Consider the following 20,561-nt stretch of genomic DNA (forward strand, 5'->3'; position numbering starts at 1 on the left):
CCGGGGTCGGAAACTGTCCAAACACGTCGGTACTCCTCAGCACTGTTCATGCTGGTCAGAGCACATTCCCGAGCATCTGCCCACGTCCCGCCAGGCCCCCGATATAAAGGGCATCTTCGACCGACTTTGCCGGTCGGAGGTTCCCTGCACACCGTCCAATTCGCACGATCTGGGGTTGCTTGGGCGAGTTGACGGCAGGACGCTGACCATCCGGAGGGTTGTCGGGTGGGAGTGAGGCGCTGTCGTGGCTGATTCGGAGACCTTCGTGATCGTCGGTGCTGGCATGGCCGGTGCCAAGGGGGCGCAGGCGCTGCGCGATCTGGGATTCGACGGGCGCATCGCACTGCTCGGCGACGAACCGCACCGCCCGTACGAGCGTCCGCCGCTGTCCAAGGCGTACCTGATGGGCAACGCCGACTTCGCCAGCGCTTACGTGCACGACGAATCCTGGTACGCCGACAACCGGGTGGACCTGCAGCTCGAGGTGTCGGTGCGGCGGATCGACCGGGCACTGCGCCAGGTGGAGCTCTCCGACAACAGCCGGATCGACTTCGACAAGCTGCTGATCGCGACCGGTGCGCATCCCCGTTCGCTGCCGGTGCCCGGGATTGACGCCGACGGCGTCCTGTACCTGCGCCGGGTCGAGGATTCCGACCTGATCAAGCAGACCCTGAACGACATCGAACAGCTCGTGGTGGTCGGCGCGGGCTGGATCGGGCTCGAAGTCACTGCCGCCGCGCGCGAAGCCGGCGTGGCCGTGACCGTCGTCGAGACGACCGAGCTACCGCTGTTGCGGGTGCTCGGTCCCGAAGTGGCCGAGGTCTTCGCGGCACTGCACCGGGACCACGGCGTGGACTTCCGCTTCGGCACCGCCGTGAGCGAAATCCTGGTCGAGAGCGGCCGGGCGACCGGGGTGCGGTTGAATGACGGCACCGAGGTTCCGGCTCAGGCGGTGCTGGTCGCGGTCGGCGTGGAACCGGACGTCGCGCTGGCCCGGGACGCCGGGCTGCGGGTGGAGAACGGCATCCTCGTCGACGCCTCGCTGCGCACCGGCGACCCGAACATCGTCGCGGCCGGCGACGTGGCCAACGCGTTCAACCCGTTGCTGGGCAAGCAGATCCGGGTGGAGCACTGGGCGAACGCGCTCAACCAGCCGGCCACCGCGGCGGCGTCGATGCTGGGGCGCGACGGCAAGTACTCGGAGCTGCCTTACTTCTTCACTGACCAGTACGACCTGGGCATGGAATACCTCGGCTACGTCGATCCGGACGGCTACGACCAGGTGGTGTTCCGCGGGGATGTCCAAGCCCGCGAGTTCATCGCCTTCTGGCTGGCCGAAGGGCGAGTCCTGGCGGGCATGAACGTCAACATCTGGGACGTGCAAGACCAGATCAAAACCCTGATCACCTCGGCCACAACGGTCGACACGAGCCTCCTCGCCGACCCGGAAACCCCCCTGAACGAACTGATCGCCCGCTGACCCGCTACCTCCGAACGAGCGTTGCGGCCCCGCGGTTGGAGGTTGCTGGCGCCGTGGGGAATTACCGGAACAGGCCCCGTCACCCGGTCGAGCGCCGGAGCGGGTGTCAGAGCTCGACTGCCGCAGGGTCTCGCGGCTTGTGGCATCGCCCGGCGAGCCTGATCTGGTGGAGATGCGGTCGGCTTGGATCAAGTGGGCTCGCGCCGTTGAGCACCAGCGAGCGCTCGCACGAAGCATGCGGAAGGTCGGCGCAAGGGAACCTGCCAGCGGAAGCGACGCCGCAGTCTCGCCGATTCCAGCATGTCAGCAGGAGCATCGCTCCACTGCTGATCATCCTCAGTGCCACCATCAGCACGATCGTGTGGCAATCGCTTCCTACGGTGTATCGCGTCTCACTGCGGTGGCGGATCCGCCAGTAATCCGCCATTCAAGGTGAACATCCGCCACCAGGTTTTAGACCCTGCACTGTCCACCGGTGCTCGCTGGTCGGTTCGTCCAACCACACCTCGTGGGTACCGTTCACCGTGACTGTGAGCCCGTACCGGTCAGGCGACGGGAGACCCGATTCGAGCCACCAGGCGTACGCGGCGTCGGCCTCGTCCCAAAGCCGGCGCGGACCGAGCTGGTAGATCTCGAAGTCGGCCCCGCGTGCCATGACCACGCGCGCCCACGACGCCGTGCGGACGTCGTGCAGTTCGATGTGCCGGTGATCGGCGTCGATGTCCTCGATGGTGAGGTAGCAGCTCGGGACGCGAAGCCCGATGGTGAACGCTGCGCGCGAGAACTCCGTCATCTCGAAGAGTTCCCGTGCGCTTCGCAGTGTTGTCCCCTTGTCGGCGCCGGATATTTCCGCGCCGGACGGGTCGAGGAATTCGCGGCGCTGATCGCGAACCCGCATGAACCGGAGGTTCTTGCCGCATCTCCCCCACGCCGAACCGTCCCCCGGCACGGTGAGCCGGAGAAGCGTGCCGTTGCAGTAGTCGGTGCCCCACGGCGTCACGATCACGGCGCCGGGAACTGCCTGCTCGATCCAAGCCCGGGGAACTCGGCGCACGGAAGCGGTGGCGATCAGCCGGTCGTACGGCGCGCGATCCGGGTAGCCCTTGGTCCCGTCCGCGGTCACCACCAAGACCGCGCTCCCCGCGCCGGTCAGCGCTCGGACCGCCTGCTCGGCGAGCTCGAGGTCCACCTCGAGCGAGGTCACCTGCCCGTCGTCGCCCACGCGCTCGCGGAGGTTCGCCGCGTTCCAGCCGGTTCCCGTGCCGATCTCCAGCACCCGATGGCCGTCCTCCACCTGGAGGGCGTCGAGCATGTCGGCCACGAGCGACGGCTTGCTGCACGAGCTGGTCGGCTGAAACCCGACGGCTCCGGGCCGGGTCTTGCCGTCGTCGACCTGCGTGATGATCGGCTCGTCGGCCTCGACCAGTTCTCGCCACCGCGCCTGGTCGATCTTCCTGGACACCGAGACGAACCCGCCCGTGACGGGGTCATCGACCCACACCTCGGGCGGGATGAACCGATCGCGCGGTACACCGAGCCGATCGCGCCAAGCGGTCACTTCGTCGTGCCGCCTACTCGTCGTCGCCTTCGTGCTTGTTGCCGTCGTCCTTGTTCCCCCAGTTCTCCCACTTCTCCGGTTGGGCTTCGCCCTGGCCGTCGCGGTCCGCGTCCCGCTTGCCCATTCCGACCTCCCAATCGATCAGGCCCGTCGTCGCACAGCACGGGCCAATTCACCGAGCGTTACGGCGCCGTCAATGAGAGCACGTCGGTGGGGAGGATTTTCCTGAAAATGCAACAGGATCACGCTTTCGAGGCACATTTTGGCAGCAGTACTAGGCAAAACGGCTCACCGGAGTAGCACAACCGCGTGAACCCCGAAGGCCGTCAGGGTGCCAGGGAGCGGTTGACGAAGGTGGCGATCAGGTCATCCGCGTTGAACGGCGCCAGGACTTCGGGCACCGTCAGGTGTTCCACGATCAGGCCCGTCATCGCGTAGTAGAGCAGCACCGTCGTCATGTCGTCGCCGGGGATTCCCGATTCGCGGCGACCCTCGATATTCGCGTGCAGGTTGGCTCGCAGGGTTTCCGTCAACGCCGCTTGGAGCTCGGGACGCCGGGTCGCTTCCAGGCGCAGTTCCAGCAGCGCGAGCCAGCCGGTGCGGTCGTCCGAGATGTGGTGGAACAGCGCGCGCATCAGCTCGGTCAGCAGTTCCACCGACGGCGCCTGGTCGGCCGAACCGTGCTGCGCCGGGTCGATTGTCAGTCGTTGGTGGATGTGCGCGCCTACCTGGTTGAGCAGGTCATCGCGGCTGGCGAAGTAGTTCGACGCCGTGCCCTTCGGCACCCCGGCTTCCGCGTCGACGGCGCGGAAAGTCAGGCCGCGCGCACCGTCGCGCGCCAGCACCTCGATGGCCGCGTCGACCAGGGCCGTTCGCCGTGCCGGGTTCTGCACCATCGCTCCTCCAAGAAACCCACTTGCGACCACTACGTGCATAGTACTACATTTGAAGCACTACATACGAAGTGGTTCTTGTGGGAGGCATCCATGCGAAAGCTCACCTACCTGGTCGCATCGACCATCGACGGCTACATCACCAGCCCGGCCAACGACAACCCGGACTTCTTCTTGCACGAAGGCGACCACGGCACCTTTCTCCGCGAGGAGTACCCGGAAATCATGCCAACGCACATCCGCCCGCTGATCGGCCTCACCGACGCGCCGAACAAGCACTTCGACACGGTCCTGCAAGGGCGCGGCAGCTGGGAAATCGGTGCGCGGGAAGGGATGACGAACACCTACCAGCACCTGCGCAGCATCGTGTTCTCCCGCAGCATCACCGAAAGCCCGGACCCCACGGTGGAATTCGTCGCCACCGACCCGGTCGAACGGGTGCGGGAGCTGAAACGGGAAGAAGGCATGGGAATCTGGCTCTGCGGCGGCGGAAAGCTCGCGGCGGCGCTGCGACCGGAGATCGACGAACTGATCATCAAGCTGCACCCGGTGGTCGCCGGCGCCGGAATCCCGCTCTTCGGCGGCGATTTCGCGCCCGAGCAGTACGACCTCGCCGACACCCACGTCTTCAACAGCGGAGTGATGCACCTGACGTACACCAAGTCCTGACCGGCCGAAGCGGGTCAGGACAGGTACTGGAGGAGGTCCACGAGCCGGCCGGCACCGCGATCCGGTCGAACCAGGTCAGCACGGCAAGCTTCGGCAAATTTGTCCACACTGGATACGAAATCGGCGAATTCGGGTTCACCCGCGCTTCACGGGCGTCGGAGGCACACTCAGACGTCGAAGACGACCGTCACCAGCCATGATCCGACCGGTACTGTGTTTTCGGTCCGCGCCAGCGCTGCCGACGTCGCGCGTTCCGCCAGCCTTCAAGATGTCGGCGTCCCCAGTTGCCTTGCCGTCACACACCTCGACCGAGCAGCCGACCAGCAAGGGGCTGCCGCAGCTGGGGCTGCAACGGGGGCAGACGCGCAGGCGGGACAGCTGCCATTGCCGCCGGGCGTTTTCTCATTGCCGCCGCTTTCAGCGGAGAGCCCTACACCTTTCCGCGTCCGGTGTCGTCGAGCTGGTACCCGTCATCGGGAACGAGACGGGTCAGAAGTCAAAGGCCGCCGTCACCGGTGCGTGGTCCGACCAGCGCTGGTCATAGCTCGCAGCCTTCTCCACGTACGCATCCGTGCAGCGACTTGCCAGGCCGGGCGAACTGACGATGTAGTCGATGCGCCAGCCGGAGTCGTTGTCGAAGGCCTTTCCCCGGTAGGACCACCAGGAGTAAGGGCCCGGGCCTTCCGGGTGGAGGCGGCGGAGCACGTCCGCGTAGCCGCTGTCGAAGACCTCAGTCAGCCAGGCCCGCTCCTCCGGCAGGAAGCCCGCTTCCTTCTGGTTGGACTTCCAGTTCTTCAGGTCGATCTGCTGGTGGGCGATGTTCCAGTCGCCGCACACCAGCACCTCGCGGCCCTCCGCCGCGGCGCGTTCCCGCAGGTCGCCCAGGTACGCGCGGAACTCCTTCATGAAGCGTTCCTTCTCGTCCTGGCGCGGGGTGCCGACGTCGCCGCTGGGTAGGTAGAGGCTGGCCACCACGACGCCCGGCAGGTCGATCTCCGCGTACCGGCCGCTCTCGTCGAACTCCGCCGAGCCGAAGCCGATGCGCACCGCCGCCGGCTCCGCGCGGCTGTAGATCGCCACCCCGGCACGGCCCTTCGCCGAGCTCGGGGCCAGCACGGTGTGCCAACCGGCGGGTTCCCGGACCTCGGACGTGAGCTGGTCGGCCTCCGCGCGGGTCTCCTGCATGCAGATCACGTCGGCTCGCGTGGCGGCGAGCCACTCCACGAAGCCCTTCTTGGCGGCGGCGCGCAGGCCGTTGACGTTCACGGTCGACACAGTCAGCACGCCACCGAGGGTAACCACCGGCACCGGCGATCAACCCCACCGGTCACCCCGCCCCGCTGGAGCGACCTTCTTCGACGTGCGGGACGGCGAGCCGCCCGGCCTGCCCGGCGCGGGTGCTGGCGACAGCCTTCCCCGCCAGTGCCGGATCGGTCGTGGTGGCCAGCACCGGCGCCAGCGCGACGGCCTGCCGCTCGGCGTCGGACATCGCCTGGTCGCCAGCCATCTCCTTGATCCTCAGGCCAAGCGCTATCAGGAACGCCAGCGCGACCATCGAGGTCACCGCCAGCGCCACTAGGACGATCGTGCGCCTCGTCCGGTGCCACGAGTTTCACGCCGACGCCCCGCACGGTGTGGACGTAGCGGGGCTCCGCGGGCCAACACGGTTCGTCGGTGATCGCGACTTGGCACGACCACCCCACGACGGCCGAAACCAACGAGTACTGACCGGAGCCGGTCAGGACTTGCGGGCGACTCCGCCGACCAGCAGGCGGCGGAAGGCGTTCAGCGGCTCGCCGGGCCCGTCCGGCCACCACTTCGCCACCGGCACCAGGCCCGGCTCGAGAACGTCGAGCCCGCCGAAGTAGCCACCGATCTCCTCGCGGGACCGGAACCAGCCGGTGCCCATCGCCCCCAAGTAAGCCCGCTCGATCTCACCGGCCAGCTCGAACGCCTCGGCGTCCTCGGGCCGGCAGAAGTGACTGAGCGCCACGTACGAACCGGACGGCAGCGCGTCGATGTAGCGCGCCATGAGTTCTCGCGGCCGGTGCTGGTCGGAGATGTGGTGCAGCGTGCTGAACAGGAAAAGCCCGATGGGCTGGGACCAGTCCAGCCCCCTGGCAACAGCCCGGTCTCTGAGCAGCCGCTCCGGATCCGTGATGTCCGCCGCGACGAAGTGCGTCCTGTCGTTCTCCACGAGCAGGGCGCGCCCGTGCACGATCGCGGTCGGATCGTTGTCGACGTAGACGACGATCGCGTCGGCGTTGACCCGCTGCGCCACCTCGTGCGTGTTCTCCAACGTCGGCAACCCCGAACCGCAGTCCAGGAACTGCTCGATCCCGACCGTCCCGGCCAGGTACCGGGTGACCCGCTGCAGGAAAGCACGGTTGTCCTTGGCCAAAGCGCCGGGCGTCGGGGCGACCTCGGCCAACTCGTCGCGCAGCACCCGGTCCGCCGCGTAGTTGTCCTTGCCACCGAGGATCGCGTCGTAGACGCGCGCGATGCTCGGCCGCGTGGGGTCGATACCACCCGCGCACCCATCTCCGGTTTGTGTCATGCCACTCACCAACCCCATTGCCTCCCCGACGCTGACCAGGTTAGGTGATCAAACAACGATAACGTTGCAGGTGGGCAGATACCGCCAATCCGGGTAAGGCACTCGACCTGCGGCTGGATTCCACTACTATCCCTCCGCGTAACGTTCAACCACTGGATCGCGACAGTGGGTCGTAGAGCCCATTCCACAGGAGGTTTCGCGTGGCCTTGGACAGTGCCACGGGAAGCGGCCCCACCGCCCGCCGTCTCGTGCTGGGCAGCCAGCTGCGCCGATTGCGCGAGGCGAGCGGCATCTCCCGAGAGGACGCCGGATACTCCATCCGCGGCTCAGGATCGAAGATCAGCCGCCTCGAACTGGGCCGGGTCGGTTTCAAGGAGCGCGACGTCGCCGACCTCCTCAACCTCTACGGCGTGACCGACGAGTCGGAGCACGAGTCCTTTTTGGACCTGGTGCGCCGGTCGAACGAACCCGGCTGGTGGCACCGCTTCAACGACCTGATGCCGTCATGGTTCCAGGACTACGTCGGCCTGGAGGAATCGGCTGCCCGCATCCAGACCTACGAGATCCAGTTCGTGCCGGGGTTGCTGCAGACCGAGAAATACGCCCGCGCGGTCGCTATCCAGGGCCGCCCCGAGTTCCCGGCGGACGAGCTGGACCGGCGCGTCCGGCTACGCATGCAGCGCCAGAAGCTGTTCACCCAACCGAAGGCGCCGCGGTTGTGGGCGGTGATAGACGAGTCGGTACTGCACCGGCCGATCGGCGGCCGGGAAGTGCTGCGCGAGCAGATCCAGTTCCTGCTCGATGCGACGGCGATGTCCGCGGTGACGCTGCAGATCCTGCCGTTCGAGCTCGGCAGGTCCGGCGCGGAGGGCGCGTTCACGATACTGCGCTTCGCCGAGCCGGAGCTGCCGGACATCGTCTATCTGGAACACCTCTGCGGCGCGCTGTACCTGGACAGGCCGGACGAGGTCGAGGTGTACAGCAAGGTCAGCCACCGGCTCGCGGTCGACGCGGAGACCCCGGAGGAGACCCGCAAGACGCTGCTGCAGGCCCTGAAGCACAGCTGACGTCCAGCCACCACCGCCGGACATCCTCCAGCCGTGGCTTTTTGTGCCCCGAATATCGGCTCAGGGTGTCCGCGCGCTAACGACGCATTACCGTCAAGGTTACGAAACTGACCCAAAAGAGTGATCGAGGTCTCATTGAGATGCACGTGCATTCAACCGTGCATCTGCACCTGCTAACTTGGCTGCACGATCATCTGCACGTGCATATGATCGTGCAGCATTAGTCGGGGAAGGGTGGGTTCGGATGACGAACATCCAGAACGGTATGCCCGCACAGCAGCTTCCCAACGTGGTGTGGCGAAAGAGCCGCCACAGTGGAGCGGTGGGCAACTGCGTCGAATTGGCACCGTTGGTCGACGGCGGGATCGCCGTCAGAAACTCGCGTTACCCCGAGGGTCCAGCTCTGGTCTACAGCCGGGATGAGATCGCCGCATTCCTGCACGGTGCCAAGGACGGCGAGTTCGACGACTTGATCGTCTGACGAGCCGCGCCGACGCTCCGCGCGGAGCCACGGTTGAAGCCCTTGACGACGAAACTCGGTGGCGCCATGAACGAGATTACCAACGGCCTGCAAGCCCTGGTAGCCCGCGACTTCCAGTTCGCGCACCCTCGCGACACCAACGGCGGTCTGGTCGCCGTGGTGGGAATCCGCATCCATCACGGGGTTTTCGACATCCTGCAGCTCTTCGGCGAGCACGACGCCGACGCGGCGCGGATCCCCGGTGACGAGCCTGATGTGCTCTTCCCGAGCAAGGTCCTGTGGCGCACCACCGGCCCGGCGCGCGAGGTGATCGCCGAACTGCTCGCGCTGTCCGAGCCGGCCCCGGAGCTCAGCGCCCAGCCCAAGGGCTACTGGCTGCCGACCCACGCGGGCCGCTCAGCCTGGCTGGCCGCCTCCGCCTGACCCACTGGGGTGGACCGCCCAGGTCCGCCGCCCCAGACCTCGCCCAGACCCGGTGCCGGAGTCCTCTGTGGACCGCGCCCCCGGAACCGGGTTCCCGAACCGATCGAGTTCCCGCGTGACGGTGCCCCGGCGCGGGAGCTCGATCGGAAAATTTCCCGCCGCGCAAGGCGAAAAGCCGTCAGGACCGAGGTAATGGTGCAGGAGGCTGGCGCGACTTCGAGCATGGCTCGCGCCCGGCGGCGGCCGGAACGCTGACCGGGCAGCACCTGGCGGCGCGGACCGAGCTAAAGGACGAGGTACGCCGGCCGACCGGGACGGTGGCTGTGTCCGGCGGGGACCTGCACAACCTGCGCGGCCTCAGCCTGGAGATCCCGGGGTGGTCACCGCGATCAGCGCGTCGCCAGCTCCGGCAAGTTCAGCCTGGTGCACGGCGTCTTCAGCACCCAGCAACCCGCCGCGGATCGTCATCGACCAGTTGGCTCCGACCGCGAACCGTCGCTCCACCACCGCGACCTACAGCGGCGCGCTGGACCCGATCCGCAAAGCGTTCGCCCGGGCCGATGGCGTGAGCCCGGCGCTGTTCAGCGCGAACTCTGCGGGCGCGTGCGAAACCGGGGAGGGCACGGGCGTCATCTACACGGACCTGTCGTTCGTGGACGGCATCGCCTCGACCCGCGAATCCTGCCAGGGCCGCCGGCTCACCGTGGACGTCCTCGCCCACCGGCTGGACGGCAGGTCGATTGGCGATGTGCTCGAGATGACCGTCTGAGGCGCTGGAGTTCTTCGCCGGCCGCTCCACACAGGACTCGGCGCCGACCCGTGCATGGGTCGGCGCCGAGCGCAGGTCAGGGGAGTTTGTACATGGGGTTGGGTAGCTTCACGCCGCGTTCGGCGTGGCCGCCGGCCAGGTCGGACTCCTGGTCGCCGACGCTGAGGATGATCTGGTAGCCCTGCCGCTCGATTTCGGCGCGGGTACCACTCTTGTACGGCACCACCGACGGCCGGTGGTCGTCCGTCGGCCGCAGGTACAGGCCGTCGGGCTCGGGGTAGCCCTCCTCCTCGAGGTCCAGCAGGCTGGCCTCGCGCATCTGCGGGCTCTCCCGACGGCCGGTGACGAAGAAGATCGCGACGCCGTGGGAGTCCGCGAATCGCACCAGGTCCCTTGTCGCGGCGATCCCGACGGGCCCGCGCGCGAGCACGTACTCGTCGGACGACTCCTGGTCGAAGCCGAAGTTGATGTCCTTCTCGTACCCGTAGGTGGACACGCTGGTGTCGTCGATGTCCAGCACGATCGCCGGTTTCGACACGCCCTGCTCCAGGCGCTTGGCCAGATAGTCCTGGCCGCGCCGGTCGGCCTCGGCGATGTCGGCGTCCCACCGCCCCGAATCGCGGTAGTCCACGATGGACTCCTTGAGGTCCGTCAGGTTCGGGGGTTCGCCAGCCTTCGCGCCTTCGGCACCCTGGGCAGCGGCGCAGCCGGTGACGAGCACTCCGAGCAGGGCGAAGGACGAGGCGATCCTGGGGAGTGCGGCGGACTTTCGATCGGACACGATGAGGAACCTCCTAGCGGCGGGGACTAATCCGGCAGCCCGGGTCCGCTCAGCACGCGGTCGAGCACGGGATAGGACGCTTGCGCACCGCAGTGTTGCACGCTGCAAGCTCCCACGCGGGTCGCCCAATGCACGGCAGAGGGACGCAGATCGACCAGGCTGCGGAGCCAAGCCACGGTTGCGGCGAAAGCATCACCCGCTCCGGTGGTGTCCACCGCGTCGACCGGGACTCCTGGGATTTCCTCGGCGTCGGCGGCATCCGCGACGGCCGCACCATCCGCCCCGAAGGTGACCACCACCGAACGCGCACCGACCCGGCGCAGCTCCGCCGCGTGCACGACGTTCTCGGTCGGCGCCTGAAAACCATTGCACCGGAGGATTTCCCGGCCTTCGTGCGAGAGCCGCGCGTTGGCCGCTGCGGACACGAACGATGATGCTGTTCTCTCCGGTCTCCGAAACGCGGCGGGCTGCACCGTTTCGCCCGGCAGCGGGCGGCGGTGCACGCGCGCGGTCAGATCGATGTTCAGCGAGCCGACCACGACGACGTCATGGGTGCGCGACATCGCACTTCCTTCCTCGGTGATCGTCACGACGCGGCGGGACGGCGCCGGGTCGGCGCACAACCGGTCGGCGAGCAGGTCGGCGAAGTTGCCGCCGGTTTCCAGCACCACGCGCAGGTGCACGCCGTCCTGGGCGAGGAAGTCCCGATACTGCCCGCGGACGTCGGCGACGGTCGCGCGGCGGCCCAGCCCGTCGCCGGTGTCCACGTCAACCGAGACGTACCGGAGCCAGCGCCGGGATGACGTCGTGGCAGGCCGCGCTGCGGTCGCCGAACACGTTCTGCTCGTAGAAGCCGAAGTACTGGTCCAGGATCTTCGCCGCGAACGCGGTGATCGAGGTGGCCACACGGGCGCATCGTGGATGACATCGAGGTCGCCGACGACGGCACCGCCAAGCTCGGCCGGCTGGCGTCGTTCGTGCGGGACCGGCGCATCCCGCTGGAGAGGTGCCCGCGGTCGAACGTGCACACCGGAACCGTTCCCTCGGTCGCCGCGCACCCGATCGCGCTGCTGCGGCGGCTGAACTTCCGGGTCACGGTCAAAACCGACAACCGGCTGATGAGCCAGACCTCGATGACCAGCGAGTTCACCGAGCTCGTCGACCACTTCCACTTCGCGCTCGACGACCCGCAGTGGTTCACGGTGAACGGGATGAAGTCGGTCTTCATCCCGTTCGACCAGCGCCTCGCGCTGATCAACGAGGTGCTCAAGCCCGGCCACGCGGCCCTGCGCTCGGAGTCGCTGTTCGGCCCCGCCACCCACCAAGCCACCACGATCAACACAAACCAGGGGTTGACTTAGGAAACTCACGGGCGCTCAGCTCGCCGAACGCCCACCCGGGACAGCAGCGCTTCGCCGGGACGCTTCGCCGGGACGCTTCGCCGGGACGCCGAGTCACAAGATCGAGAAGACACGAACGGCTCATGGTCCTACGGTGGCCGACATCGAACAAGCATTCCGGTGTTGAGCAGGTGTTCCTCATGAGTCGTGTCCGAGTTCTCGTCGGCACCCGCAAGGGCGCGTTCATCCTCACCGCGGACGGCGCCCGCGAGCAGTGGGACATCAGCGGCCCGCTCTTCGGTGGCTGGCAGCTGTACCACCTCAAGGCCTCGCCAGCCAACCCCGACCGGCTGTACGCATCGCCGTCGCTCGACTGGTTCGGCCAGTTAATCCAGCGCTCCGACGACGGCGGCCTGACCTGGGAACCAGTCGGCAACCAATTCTCCTACGACGGCACCCCCGGCACGCACCAGTGGTACGACGGCACGCCGCACCCCTGGGAGTTCGAGCGGGTCTGGCACCTCGAGCCGTCGCCGACCGACCCGGACACCGTGCATGCCGGGGTCGAGGACGCCGCGCTGTTCCGCACCACCGACGGCGGCCAGACCTGGCAGGAACTGCGCGCGCTGCGCGAACACGACTCCGCCTCCGGCTGGCAGCCGGGCGCAGGCGGGATGTGCCTGCACACGATCATCCACGCGCCGGACAACCCGAACCGGCTCTTCACCGCGATCTCGGCGGCGGGCGCCTTCCGGACCGACGACGGCGGCAAGAGCTGGCAACCGATCAACCACGGCCTCCACTCCGAGGGCATTCCCGACCCGGACGCGGAGGTCGGCCACTGCGTGCACCGCATCGCCCTGCACCGCGAACGTCCGAACGTGCTGTTCATGCAGAAGCACTGGGACGTGATGCGCAGCGACGACGCCGGCGATTCCTGGTACGAGATCAGCGGCGACCTGCCGACCGACTTCGGCTTCCCGATCGACGTGCACGCCCACGAACCGGACACGGTGTACGTCGTACCGATCAAGAGCGACGAGCAGCACTACCCGCCCGAGGGCAGGCTGCGCGTCTACCGCAGCCGGACCGGCGGCGGCGAGTGGGAGCCGCTGACCAAGGGCCTGCCGCAGAACCACTGCTACGTCAACGTGCTGCGGGACGCGATGGCGGTGGACTCGCTGGAGAAGTGCGGCATCTACTTCGGCACCACCGGCGGCCAGGTGTACGTGTCGCCCGACGCCGGGGACAGCTGGCGGCCGATCGTCCGGGACCTGCCGGCGGTGCTGTCCGTCGAGGTGCAGACGCTGCCATGATCAGGATCGCGCTCCCCGCCCACCTGCGGACGCTCGCCAAGATCGCGGACCGCGAGATCGAGCTGGACGTTGACGGCCCGCCCACGCAGCGCGCGGTGCTCGACGCGCTCGAAGCCCACTATCCGATGCTGCGCGGCACCATCCGTGACCAGGAAACCCAGCTGCGCCGAGCGTTCATCCGCTTCTTCGCCTGCGAGCGGGACCTCTCCCACGAGTCGCCGGACGCCCCGCTCCCGGAAGAGGTGGCAGCGGGCGAGGAGCCGTACCTGATCGTCGGCGCTATGGCGGGTGGCTGACCGAGCCCCACCCGCTCGAACCGAACTGGTTGTCCCATCCGCAAGTGATGGATGTGACCAGCTGTCCATATTGGACCAGATCGTGGTGCTCGACGTGCCCGTTCAACTAATGGGTGGTAGGGCGGGCGCTTCGGCGTGTTGGCGTGTCGATTTTCGGCCACGGTGGAAGGTTTGCCGCGTCATTCGTGCGACCGGGCCCGGCTCCCCGGAATCCGAGCACGCCATCGGAAATCAACCAGATCGGAGTCTGACATGCGCAGTTCAGCACGTGCCCTTCTCGCCGGAGTCGCCGCCGTGGGCCTGCTCGCGATGGGTGCGTCCCCGGCCCTCGCCGCGAAGGGCAAGGCCAAGGAGTCGGACGACGACTCCGTCGTCACGGCCGCAGCCCAGGGCGGCAACGGCGGGAACGGCGGCAACGGCGGGTTTGGCCTGAACATCTGCCCGGCGATCAGCATCTTCGCGAAGGCCGAGGCCAACTGCTCCGCAGGCAAGGGCGGCAACGCCAACGGCGGCGACGCGGAAGCCTATGCGGAAGACGACAGTCGGGACACCGAGCAGTCCGACGACTGACGCCGACCTCGCGGGTCCGGTTCAGCCCGGGCGCTCCCGCCCGAACGGGAGCAGGACCGAGCGCTGATCAACCCGGGGCCTACCCGATACGAGGTCTTCGCCCGGCCAGGAACGCCGACCGGTGGACGATCCGGTCGGCGTGTCCGGAGCGACGACGCGAAAAGGAACACCGATGATCACTTCTGTTCGCATCCTCAGCACTGCAACCGCACTCGGCCTCGGCGTGCTGGCGACGAGCATGCTGCCCCAGGCGGTCGCGGCCGAAAGCACCAAGGAGACGCCCGGTAGCGCGGGTGAAGCCGGCCAGGGTTTCAGCATCTGCCGACCGATCTCCCTCACCGGCGGTCAGATCACCGCCCAATGCTCGGTCGCGCCGAACGGCGGGAGCACCGACGGGCACTCGACCGCGGTTGCCGAGGAGAACAGCGAAGACGACGACTGAAACTCGCCCGCTGTGCAAAAGATAAATGTGTCGGTCTCCGCAAGGAGACCGACACATTTTCACGTGCACTGAAGAAATCGACTCAACCCGATCATCCACTGTGGCCTGAGCTACGTGGCCGAGTGGCGCCAGTCGCCCGATGCGGGCGCTTTCGCCACTTCAGCCAGGGGCACCGGCACAGCGGCGTTACGCTCGAAAAGCGGGCAGGCCGTGGGATTTCTCGGACACGGCCTACCCGCTACCAACTCGAAACTCGGACGCGGCGCGTCGGCCTCCCGACCGGAAGACCGACGCGGAACCCGCGACCCCCTTCGCCAGGAAGCTCCAGGATCACTCGTCGTCGCTGGAGTACGTCCGGTCCTTGCTGTCGTCTTCCGCATAGGCTTCCGCGTCGCCACCGTTGGCGCTGCCGCCGTTGCCGGCACCGCAGTTCGCCTTCGCCGGCGACAACAATGCGATCGACGGGCACACGTTGATCCCGAAGCCGCCGTTACCGCCGTTGCCGCCCTTACCACCTTCGGCCGCGGCCGTGACGGTGGAGTCGTCGTCCGACGTCTTTTCCTTGCCCTTGGCGGCCAGCGCCGGAGACCCTCCCATCGCGAGCAATCCGACCGCGGCGGTCCCGGCGAACAGAACACGAACAGACTTGCGCACTGCAGACTCCAATCTGGATGGATACCACTTGGTTGAACAGCCCCGCCGGTGAAGCCCGAGGGAAGTCCGGCGGGTGCCGAGATCAACGCGTGGACCCTTTCACCAGAGTCGGCAGAACCCCTCCAACGACATGCAGATCGCACCCCCAGTCACCCAGAGGTGCGATCAACTTCGTTGTGTCCGCAAAAGAAAGAGCGTGCCGACCGGCGCACAGACCGGTCGACACGCTCCAAAATCGACGCTCCGGGCTACCAGCGCCCGGGTCGGCGTCAGTCCTCGTCGTACGAGGTGGCTTCGGCGTCGCCGCCGGTGCCGTTGCCGCCGTTACCGGCCGAGCAGGAGCCCTTGCCCTCGCCCAGGATACCGACACCGATGCCACAGAGGACGTTCACGCCGATGCCGCCGTTGCCGCCCTTGCCGTTGCCGCCGTTGGCCTCGGAGTAGGTCACCGAGTGGTCGTCCTTCCCGTGCCCCTTGCCGTGCCCGCCGGCAAAGGCAGGCGAGCCCATCGCGAGCAGCGCGGCCGCAGCGGCGGTAACACCGAGAAGGCGAATCGAAGTACGCATTCCTTAACTCCCATCCATGTTGGACACAACCAGGTCGGCTTGAGTTCCCCGGAATTCCGGGGATTGGGGGGTGCACCGACCGGCAGGAGAAACGTTGCCATTGACATGGGGGGTCCGGCATGTCGGGCCACACCAAAGAGAATCTCTCGCCACCCTTGCGGATGCACGACTACGCAGCGTCGTTCGGCCGGGCCGATCTCAACCGCACAACTCAACTGATCAGATGAAGCAATTGCGACTGCCGCAAAAAGGATCAAGACGTAGAATCCACCGCTCCCGATCACGAAATGATCAAGAACAGGAGCCCAAAAGACATTGCGCGATAAGGACTTGCGCAACACGATCGACGTCGCCGACTTGAGCCATATCGCCCGTTTGGACCAAGAAAGGGACGCTCGCGCGCACATCGCACGAACCGCCCCTAGCGTTTGTTGCTGATCCCGATACGAACTTCGTTTCAGGAGGCAAGTCATGGAAATTCGCCGAAAGACGGCGGTCGTGCTGGCCGCGCTCGGGACGCTGACCGCCGGCGCCTCGGTGGCCGCCGCCACCGCCTGGGCCGGACCACCGCTTCACGTGGAGGTGAGCGAAGCCCAGTGCCTGCGCAACGCGGACCTGCCTATCGTTGGGAAAATGCTGAAAGATGCTGTGGGACAAGGAAGTCTCACCACGGTGCGGCTGACGTTCCGGAGCGCCACAAATGACCGCCAGACGGTTGCGTACTCCGTGGCAGTGGACGGAAACGTGCGGGCCAGCGGCTCAGTAAGCGGCGGCGGGGTGTCCATCAACAGCGTCACCGTCGCCAACAACGGAGGCTCCCGGCTCGTCGTGAAGACGGGTCCGACGGTCGTCGTCGACCGGACCATCACTGGACACTGCTAGGACAGGTGTCGCAATCATTTCGGGGAGCGGGAACAGTCCCGCTCCCCGACTTTTTGCCGTGCTCATCTACAGTGCTCATCGGCAGTGCTGCGCACCCGATCTCGGAAATAGATCAGTGGCTCCACCGGGGAGCCGGTGAAGCCACTGTGAGAGTGCGGCGCAGGCGGACCGGAGAGCCAGAGTCGCACCCTCCAAAATGCGATTCCGCCTTGGTTCCGCCGCGTGGCGTGCGCATCTGGACCACGGGCGGCGACTTTTACGCTGCACTCCCTGCCTTTCGGCAATCCGTGGGGAGTGGCGAAGACATCATGAGCGCGCTCTGGCAAATGTTCTGGCCGGCGGGCGCTCGGTAATTCGTGAGCTCAGAAGGCGAACACGGAACCGGTCGCGGCCTTCAGCTCGCAGGGATTGGCCAGCAATACCTGGTAGCCGACCGGCTGGCCGCGCCAGGTCCCCTCCGCGGATGCGGTGGTCTGCCGGCTTTCCTTGGTGCAGTTCTTCGGCTGCCCCGGGTCCAACCTCTCGAACTTCCCTTCAACCCGGTGCAATTCGTCGCACGCGACGGACGCCCGCGGGTGGTCCCCGCTCGCCGGGTCGCAGTTCAGGGTGACAGTCCGGGACTCCTGGGACTCCGTCACCGTCAGCTTGAGCGTGCTCTGTTCCGCGTCATCGCCGGACGCGGCCGCGGCAAGCCCTGGAACCAGCACCACCGCAGCGAAGACAACGCCGACGACACCGCGGCCGAGCAACCGAGATTCGGTCATTTCGTGCATCCTCCGTCCTGGCCGGAATGGAAACCCCCGTCTTCCTTACCGCACCCGGAACGAGCTCTCCGCGTGAGCCGCAAACGATCACCGATCGGATTCCCTCGAAGCGGTGATCATCACCACCAGCCACCAAAGAGGCGCTAATTCGTTCCCGGAAGATCTACGGCGACTGCCGACGACGATCTAACTCGGCGACGGCACCGGGCACCTGACGACGCCGGGTAGCTCCCATTAGCTCACCAGCGTTTCGAGTCCGACAATAAGCGACGGAATTTCACGTAGATTTGTCCACTAATCGAGTTCGGCTCGTCGCTTCTTCGGCTCGTCGCTTCGGTGTCGATCATCCGCAAATCGAATGCAGCACACGAGCGACGAACGCAACGTAGTCACGATCCGACACCAAACGGGCTGCGGTCGCCGATCGCGTGATCGTTTCCGACGCCGCCGCACGACGAGCTGCTGCACAACGCAGCATATTGCCCCGGACGGAGATCCTCATCCGGTGCGCCGCACCGTGCATATGCCGGTGGAGATCATCAGATGAGGTGAGCGACCGAAATCTGGGGTTGCAAGAAGATCGTGCAGCGCTATGTTTTAGAAGACCCCGCTGCGGCGGGGTTTCAAAACCCGATGGGAATCCACTGCCATTCGACCCGACAAAGGCGGCCGGCGATTCCTGCGGCGTCATTCGACAAATCAGTACGAAGGGGAATATTCGTTATGCGTTCTGCCAAGCGCGTCATCGCTGCTACCGCCCTGGGCCTTCCCATCCTGCTCGGCGTTCCGGGAATGGCGCTCGCCGACGGCGGCCACCACAAGGGATGGCCGACCATCTCCGACAACCAGCTCCAGAACCAGGACCAGGACGCCAACACCGAGCAGGCCAACCTCAACAAGCCGACGCAGTACACCTTCAACGTCGGTAGCGGCGAGGCGAACTCGGTGAGCTGGAGCAACCAGGCCAACGACGCCGACACCGACCAGAGCGCGGAGGCCTCGCAGGAGGACGAGGACTGACGGCAGGGATCCCCCTCGCTGCCGCGGTTCAACCGCACCATGAAAGGGCTTGGCCCGGCGATTCCCTCGCCGGGCCAAGCCTTTTTCATGTTCCTTCATCTCCGCCACGACTGCTCGGGCGGCTGCCGACCCTAATCGTCGACGTCCATCTGGCCCTCGGTCTGCTCGGTGCCGTTGACATTGTTCTGCTGGGTAAAGGTCATCGCCGCCTGCTCCCCCTTGCTGTTGTAGCTAACCTGCGTTATGGGCGAGACGTTGATGTTGTTCTGCACCGTGTGGTTCTGCGCGCTCTGCTCCTGGGTCTCCTTCACGATCCAGGAAGCCTTCACCGGGTGCCCGCTCCCCTGAGCGGCCATAGCCGTACCCGACACCCCGAGCAGCAGCGGCACCCCCACAGCGGCGGCAGCGAGCACGCGCTTCGCAGTACGCATCAACCGATTCCCTTCGTAGACCTACTATTTCCGCACTGTTCCTGATCCCGCAGCGATCCTGGAAATGCGCATCGCCTTCGGATTTCGCGGAATCCACACCCCGAAAAGGGGCAACAGAAATCTACCGGTGGAACGACATTCGGTGGCAAGCAAAAACTTAGTTGATCACACCATGTAGTGATCACCGTTGGGCGACACCGCTTTCGCCAATTCGAGCATGAAGAAGCCCGCTGGGCCGACGACTGCTCGTCGGACCAGCGGGCCGCTGCACTACTCCGGCCCCAGTGGGGCCACCATGATCAGATCAGATGCCGAACCGGAAGACGTGCCCGGACTTGGCGGTGCTGAACCCGTTCAGGTCCCAGCGGGGTTCGAGCTTCAGCCAGCTCCCCGCGGGGGAGTGCGGCTGTTCGACGGACACCGCCAGGTCCGGCGTCGCCCGCGGGCTGATGACGTAACCGGCCGCGCGCTCCTCCAGGATCCAGCGCTGGCTCGGGCTTCCGGGCAGGCACGGCACGGCGAGGATCTCCGGCCCCCACTGCAGGTTGGCCTGCGCGCACCGGTTCGTCTGCTGGTTCCGGATGGTCACGCTGCCGTCGTACTGGTTCGACACGACCCACTTGTCAGCGTCGCCGAACACGCCGAACGGGGCAGTCTTGATCACCGGGTCGCCACCGAAGTCGGCCCAGCGGGAACCGTCGACCGCGCTGGTGATCTCCGTGCTGAATCCGATGGGGGAAGGAGCCGACGCAGCCTGGGCACCGGCCGGCACGAGGGAAACCGCCGCCAAGGCACCGAGGGCACCCAGCATCCAGCGAGCACGCTTCATTACTACCCCTCCATACAGAATGTTTTTCGGAAATGGCGATCGGTTTTCCGACCATCCGATATGGATCTCTACCAGCACCGGAGCGAAAGTTCGCAACGGGTCACTACAACGAGTGGTCGATCAGCGACTTCGGTAACGACGCCTTGATCAAAGCGGATAACAGTCCTCAATGGACTTTTTTCGCAACACCCAAAACCGAGGAAACTGACTCTCATTTCAGGTTGAGACATCAGGACGCGCAGCGCCTCGTCCACGATCGGCAGGAGTCGCCGCACGACTCGAGTCCCCAGTGGACATCCGGCAGAGAGGTGATTCGCAATACGGTCGAGCCGAACCCGAAGGATCATCAGGAATACCGGATGTCCGGGAATCCCCGGCCCAGCAGGTCTAAGTAGCGCCCCACGGCCTTCGCGCCGCCGTGATCGTGCCACAGCGGGCTGGAACCAGTGCGTGTTCGCGCGAGGGAAGTGATCGATGTGCTCATCCCGAGCGACCGGTGCACGTCCTAGAGGTAGAACTCCATCCACTTGCTGCCGCCGCCGGACCGACTTCAGTTCCGCGAGCCCGAAATCCACAATGGACACATGGTCCCATCCGGAGAACCGAAAGCCCCCGCCGACGTGTGTCGACAGGGGTTCCGAACTGCGAGAAGTTGGTGCGCGATACTGGGATTGAACCAGTGACCCCTACCGTGTCAAGGTAGTGCTCTCCCGCTGAGCTAATCGCGCCGAGCGGCCCGGCCGCTTGCAGGCACCAGTTTAGCGGAGCCCCCA

The 20,561-nt window shown here is 66.4% G+C and carries 25 protein-coding genes, 1 tRNA gene and 1 pseudogene; 13 read left to right on the forward strand and 14 right to left on the reverse strand.

Annotation, left to right across the window (positions count from 1 at the left end; translation table 11 throughout):
• Nucleotides 1–244: 244 nt before the first annotated feature.
• Nucleotides 245–1,480, forward strand: a complete 1,236-nt coding sequence (locus tag SSPN_RS0139580) for an NAD(P)/FAD-dependent oxidoreductase (RefSeq protein ID WP_010315896.1) — start codon at nucleotides 245–247, stop codon at nucleotides 1,478–1,480.
• 427 nt (nucleotides 1,481–1,907) lie between these two features.
• On the opposite strand, the gene SSPN_RS48135 is transcribed toward SSPN_RS0139580, so the two are convergent.
• Nucleotides 1,908–2,942 carry a methyltransferase domain-containing protein gene (locus tag SSPN_RS48135; protein ID WP_187764727.1) on the reverse strand — a complete coding sequence of 345 codons (1,035 nt, stop codon included), beginning with the start codon at nucleotides 2,940–2,942 and terminating at the stop codon, nucleotides 1,908–1,910.
• 422 nt (nucleotides 2,943–3,364) lie between these two features.
• Entirely contained in the window at nucleotides 3,365–3,934 is a 570-nt protein-coding gene (locus SSPN_RS0139595) for a TetR/AcrR family transcriptional regulator (RefSeq protein ID WP_010315903.1), read from the reverse strand.
• Nucleotides 3,935–4,024: 90 nt separating this feature from the next.
• Here SSPN_RS0139595 and SSPN_RS0139600 point away from each other — a divergent pair, with 90 nt between their 5' ends.
• Nucleotides 4,025–4,600: a dihydrofolate reductase family protein gene (locus SSPN_RS0139600; RefSeq protein ID WP_010315905.1), complete on the forward strand. Its 576-nt coding sequence runs from the start codon at nucleotides 4,025–4,027 to the stop codon at nucleotides 4,598–4,600.
• Between the two features lie 489 nt (nucleotides 4,601–5,089).
• Here SSPN_RS0139600 and SSPN_RS0139605 read toward each other — a convergent pair whose 3' ends face one another.
• The 3 genes from SSPN_RS0139605 to SSPN_RS0139615 all read right to left on the reverse strand — a co-directional run bounded on the left by SSPN_RS0139605 (nucleotide 5,090) and on the right by SSPN_RS0139615 (nucleotide 7,157).
• Nucleotides 5,090–5,884, reverse strand: coding sequence for an exodeoxyribonuclease III (locus SSPN_RS0139605; protein ID WP_029536186.1), 795 nt, complete (start codon nucleotides 5,882–5,884; stop codon nucleotides 5,090–5,092).
• Between the two features lie 43 nt (nucleotides 5,885–5,927).
• Nucleotides 5,928–6,176, reverse strand: a complete 249-nt coding sequence (locus tag SSPN_RS0139610; RefSeq protein ID WP_010315908.1) for a hypothetical protein — start codon at nucleotides 6,174–6,176, stop codon at nucleotides 5,928–5,930.
• 162 nt (nucleotides 6,177–6,338) lie between these two features.
• Entirely contained in the window at nucleotides 6,339–7,157 is an 819-nt protein-coding gene (locus SSPN_RS0139615) for an SAM-dependent methyltransferase (RefSeq protein WP_010315910.1), read from the reverse strand.
• Nucleotides 7,158–7,357: 200 nt separating this feature from the next.
• On the opposite strand from SSPN_RS0139615, the gene SSPN_RS0139620 reads away from it, so the two are divergent.
• The 4 genes from SSPN_RS0139620 (at nucleotide 7,358) to SSPN_RS0139635 (ending at nucleotide 9,897) form a co-directional block, all read left to right on the forward strand.
• On the forward strand, nucleotides 7,358–8,224 hold the full coding sequence (locus tag SSPN_RS0139620) for a helix-turn-helix domain-containing protein (RefSeq protein WP_010315913.1): 867 nt from the start codon (nucleotides 7,358–7,360) through the stop codon (nucleotides 8,222–8,224).
• Nucleotides 8,225–8,468: 244 nt separating this feature from the next.
• On the forward strand, nucleotides 8,469–8,705 hold the full coding sequence (locus SSPN_RS0139625; protein WP_029536187.1) for a DUF397 domain-containing protein: 237 nt from the start codon (nucleotides 8,469–8,471) through the stop codon (nucleotides 8,703–8,705).
• A gap of 66 nt (nucleotides 8,706–8,771) precedes the next feature.
• The gene (locus tag SSPN_RS0139630) at nucleotides 8,772–9,128 is read left to right on the forward strand and encodes a hypothetical protein (protein ID WP_010315918.1); all 357 of its coding nucleotides are present in this window, start codon (nucleotides 8,772–8,774) and stop codon (nucleotides 9,126–9,128) included.
• A gap of 376 nt (nucleotides 9,129–9,504) precedes the next feature.
• Nucleotides 9,505–9,897 carry an ABC transporter gene (locus tag SSPN_RS0139635; protein WP_010315919.1) on the forward strand — a complete coding sequence of 131 codons (393 nt, stop codon included), beginning with the start codon at nucleotides 9,505–9,507 and terminating at the stop codon, nucleotides 9,895–9,897.
• A gap of 76 nt (nucleotides 9,898–9,973) precedes the next feature.
• On the opposite strand, the gene SSPN_RS0139640 is transcribed toward SSPN_RS0139635, so the two are convergent.
• The 3 genes from SSPN_RS0139640 to SSPN_RS57375 are packed head-to-tail and all read right to left on the reverse strand — an operon-like array spanning nucleotide 9,974 to nucleotide 11,584.
• Nucleotides 9,974–10,678: an HAD family acid phosphatase gene (locus SSPN_RS0139640; protein ID WP_010315921.1), complete on the reverse strand. Its 705-nt coding sequence runs from the start codon at nucleotides 10,676–10,678 to the stop codon at nucleotides 9,974–9,976.
• 26 nt (nucleotides 10,679–10,704) lie between these two features.
• The gene (locus tag SSPN_RS49800; RefSeq protein WP_010315923.1) at nucleotides 10,705–11,445 is read right to left on the reverse strand and encodes a PfkB family carbohydrate kinase; all 741 of its coding nucleotides are present in this window, start codon (nucleotides 11,443–11,445) and stop codon (nucleotides 10,705–10,707) included.
• A 1-nt stretch (nucleotide 11,446) separates the two neighbouring features.
• Nucleotides 11,447–11,584, reverse strand: a complete 138-nt coding sequence (locus tag SSPN_RS57375) for a hypothetical protein (protein WP_010315926.1) — start codon at nucleotides 11,582–11,584, stop codon at nucleotides 11,447–11,449.
• Between SSPN_RS57375 and SSPN_RS0139655 the strand changes: the two are divergent.
• From SSPN_RS0139655 to SSPN_RS0139675, 5 genes and pseudogenes are all read left to right on the forward strand, one after another.
• A pseudogene (locus SSPN_RS0139655) lies at nucleotides 11,575–12,039 on the forward strand (adenosine deaminase); the annotation flags it as partial. The gene SSPN_RS57375 and the pseudogene SSPN_RS0139655 sit on opposite strands and share 10 nt — an antisense overlap.
• 179 nt (nucleotides 12,040–12,218) lie before the next feature.
• A complete protein-coding gene (locus SSPN_RS0139660; protein WP_010315930.1) occupies nucleotides 12,219–13,334 on the forward strand; it encodes a WD40/YVTN/BNR-like repeat-containing protein in 1,116 nt (371 codons plus the stop codon).
• Nucleotides 13,331–13,630 (forward strand): MoaD/ThiS family protein, encoded by a 300-nt coding sequence (locus SSPN_RS0139665; RefSeq protein WP_010315932.1) that lies wholly within the window; start codon nucleotides 13,331–13,333, stop codon nucleotides 13,628–13,630. The genes SSPN_RS0139660 and SSPN_RS0139665 overlap by 4 nt, the downstream gene beginning before the upstream one ends.
• Before the next feature lie 252 nt (nucleotides 13,631–13,882).
• Entirely contained in the window at nucleotides 13,883–14,200 is a 318-nt protein-coding gene (locus SSPN_RS0139670; protein WP_029536189.1) for a hypothetical protein, read from the forward strand.
• 121 nt (nucleotides 14,201–14,321) lie between these two features.
• Nucleotides 14,322–14,642: a hypothetical protein gene (locus SSPN_RS0139675; RefSeq protein ID WP_010315936.1), complete on the forward strand. Its 321-nt coding sequence runs from the start codon at nucleotides 14,322–14,324 to the stop codon at nucleotides 14,640–14,642.
• A gap of 330 nt (nucleotides 14,643–14,972) precedes the next feature.
• Here the strand turns inward: SSPN_RS0139675 and SSPN_RS0139680 are convergent, their stop codons facing one another.
• Both SSPN_RS0139680 and SSPN_RS0139685 read right to left on the reverse strand, forming a co-directional pair.
• A complete protein-coding gene (locus SSPN_RS0139680) occupies nucleotides 14,973–15,296 on the reverse strand; it encodes a hypothetical protein (RefSeq protein WP_010315938.1) in 324 nt (107 codons plus the stop codon).
• A 269-nt stretch (nucleotides 15,297–15,565) separates the two neighbouring features.
• A complete protein-coding gene (locus tag SSPN_RS0139685) occupies nucleotides 15,566–15,862 on the reverse strand; it encodes a hypothetical protein (RefSeq protein ID WP_010315940.1) in 297 nt (98 codons plus the stop codon).
• 471 nt (nucleotides 15,863–16,333) lie between these two features.
• On the opposite strand from SSPN_RS0139685, the gene SSPN_RS0139690 reads away from it, so the two are divergent.
• On the forward strand, nucleotides 16,334–16,744 hold the full coding sequence (locus SSPN_RS0139690) for a hypothetical protein (RefSeq protein ID WP_010315941.1): 411 nt from the start codon (nucleotides 16,334–16,336) through the stop codon (nucleotides 16,742–16,744).
• 362 nt (nucleotides 16,745–17,106) lie between these two features.
• On the opposite strand, the gene SSPN_RS0139695 is transcribed toward SSPN_RS0139690, so the two are convergent.
• Nucleotides 17,107–17,508 (reverse strand): SSI family serine proteinase inhibitor, encoded by a 402-nt coding sequence (locus tag SSPN_RS0139695; protein WP_010315943.1) that lies wholly within the window; start codon nucleotides 17,506–17,508, stop codon nucleotides 17,107–17,109.
• A 723-nt stretch (nucleotides 17,509–18,231) separates the two neighbouring features.
• On the opposite strand from SSPN_RS0139695, the gene SSPN_RS0139700 reads away from it, so the two are divergent.
• Entirely contained in the window at nucleotides 18,232–18,528 is a 297-nt protein-coding gene (locus tag SSPN_RS0139700) for a hypothetical protein (protein WP_010315945.1), read from the forward strand.
• Nucleotides 18,529–18,659: 131 nt separating this feature from the next.
• On the opposite strand, the gene SSPN_RS0139705 is transcribed toward SSPN_RS0139700, so the two are convergent.
• The 3 genes from SSPN_RS0139705 to SSPN_RS0139715 form a co-directional block, all read right to left on the reverse strand.
• On the reverse strand, nucleotides 18,660–18,959 hold the full coding sequence (locus SSPN_RS0139705) for a hypothetical protein (RefSeq protein ID WP_010315947.1): 300 nt from the start codon (nucleotides 18,957–18,959) through the stop codon (nucleotides 18,660–18,662).
• Nucleotides 18,960–19,263: 304 nt separating this feature from the next.
• Nucleotides 19,264–19,788 (reverse strand): RICIN domain-containing protein, encoded by a 525-nt coding sequence (locus SSPN_RS0139710; RefSeq protein WP_029536190.1) that lies wholly within the window; start codon nucleotides 19,786–19,788, stop codon nucleotides 19,264–19,266.
• Nucleotides 19,789–20,441: 653 nt separating this feature from the next.
• Nucleotides 20,442–20,516, reverse strand: a tRNA-Val gene (locus SSPN_RS0139715).
• Between the last annotated feature and the right edge of the window lie 45 nt (nucleotides 20,517–20,561).

Origin of the sequence: Saccharopolyspora spinosa NRRL 18395, assembly GCF_000194155.1 — a bacterium.
In the GTDB taxonomy this organism is placed as follows: domain Bacteria; phylum Actinomycetota; class Actinomycetes; order Mycobacteriales; family Pseudonocardiaceae; genus Saccharopolyspora; species Saccharopolyspora spinosa.

Coding starts and splice junctions, on each gene's coding strand:
- SSPN_RS0139685 (WP_010315940.1), bottom strand. CDS start 15,862: ATGCGTACTTCGATTCGCCTTCTCGGTGTTACCGCCGCTGCGGCCGCG.
- SSPN_RS0139595 (WP_010315903.1), bottom strand. CDS start 3,934: ATGGTGCAGAACCCGGCACGGCGAACGGCCCTGGTCGACGCGGCCATC.
- SSPN_RS0139695 (WP_010315943.1), bottom strand. CDS start 17,508: ATGACCGAATCTCGGTTGCTCGGCCGCGGTGTCGTCGGCGTTGTCTTC.
- SSPN_RS0139700 (WP_010315945.1), top strand. CDS start 18,232: ATGCGTTCTGCCAAGCGCGTCATCGCTGCTACCGCCCTGGGCCTTCCC.
- SSPN_RS0139665 (WP_010315932.1), top strand. CDS start 13,331: ATGATCAGGATCGCGCTCCCCGCCCACCTGCGGACGCTCGCCAAGATC.
- SSPN_RS0139710 (WP_029536190.1), bottom strand. CDS start 19,788: ATGAAGCGTGCTCGCTGGATGCTGGGTGCCCTCGGTGCCTTGGCGGCG.
- SSPN_RS0139690 (WP_010315941.1), top strand. CDS start 16,334: ATGGAAATTCGCCGAAAGACGGCGGTCGTGCTGGCCGCGCTCGGGACG.
- SSPN_RS0139600 (WP_010315905.1), top strand. CDS start 4,025: ATGCGAAAGCTCACCTACCTGGTCGCATCGACCATCGACGGCTACATC.
- SSPN_RS0139615 (WP_010315910.1), bottom strand. CDS start 7,157: ATGACACAAACCGGAGATGGGTGCGCGGGTGGTATCGACCCCACGCGG.
- SSPN_RS0139705 (WP_010315947.1), bottom strand. CDS start 18,959: ATGCGTACTGCGAAGCGCGTGCTCGCTGCCGCCGCTGTGGGGGTGCCG.
- SSPN_RS0139660 (WP_010315930.1), top strand. CDS start 12,219: ATGAGTCGTGTCCGAGTTCTCGTCGGCACCCGCAAGGGCGCGTTCATC.
- SSPN_RS0139670 (WP_029536189.1), top strand. CDS start 13,883: ATGCGCAGTTCAGCACGTGCCCTTCTCGCCGGAGTCGCCGCCGTGGGC.
- SSPN_RS0139630 (WP_010315918.1), top strand. CDS start 8,772: ATGAACGAGATTACCAACGGCCTGCAAGCCCTGGTAGCCCGCGACTTC.
- SSPN_RS0139625 (WP_029536187.1), top strand. CDS start 8,469: ATGACGAACATCCAGAACGGTATGCCCGCACAGCAGCTTCCCAACGTG.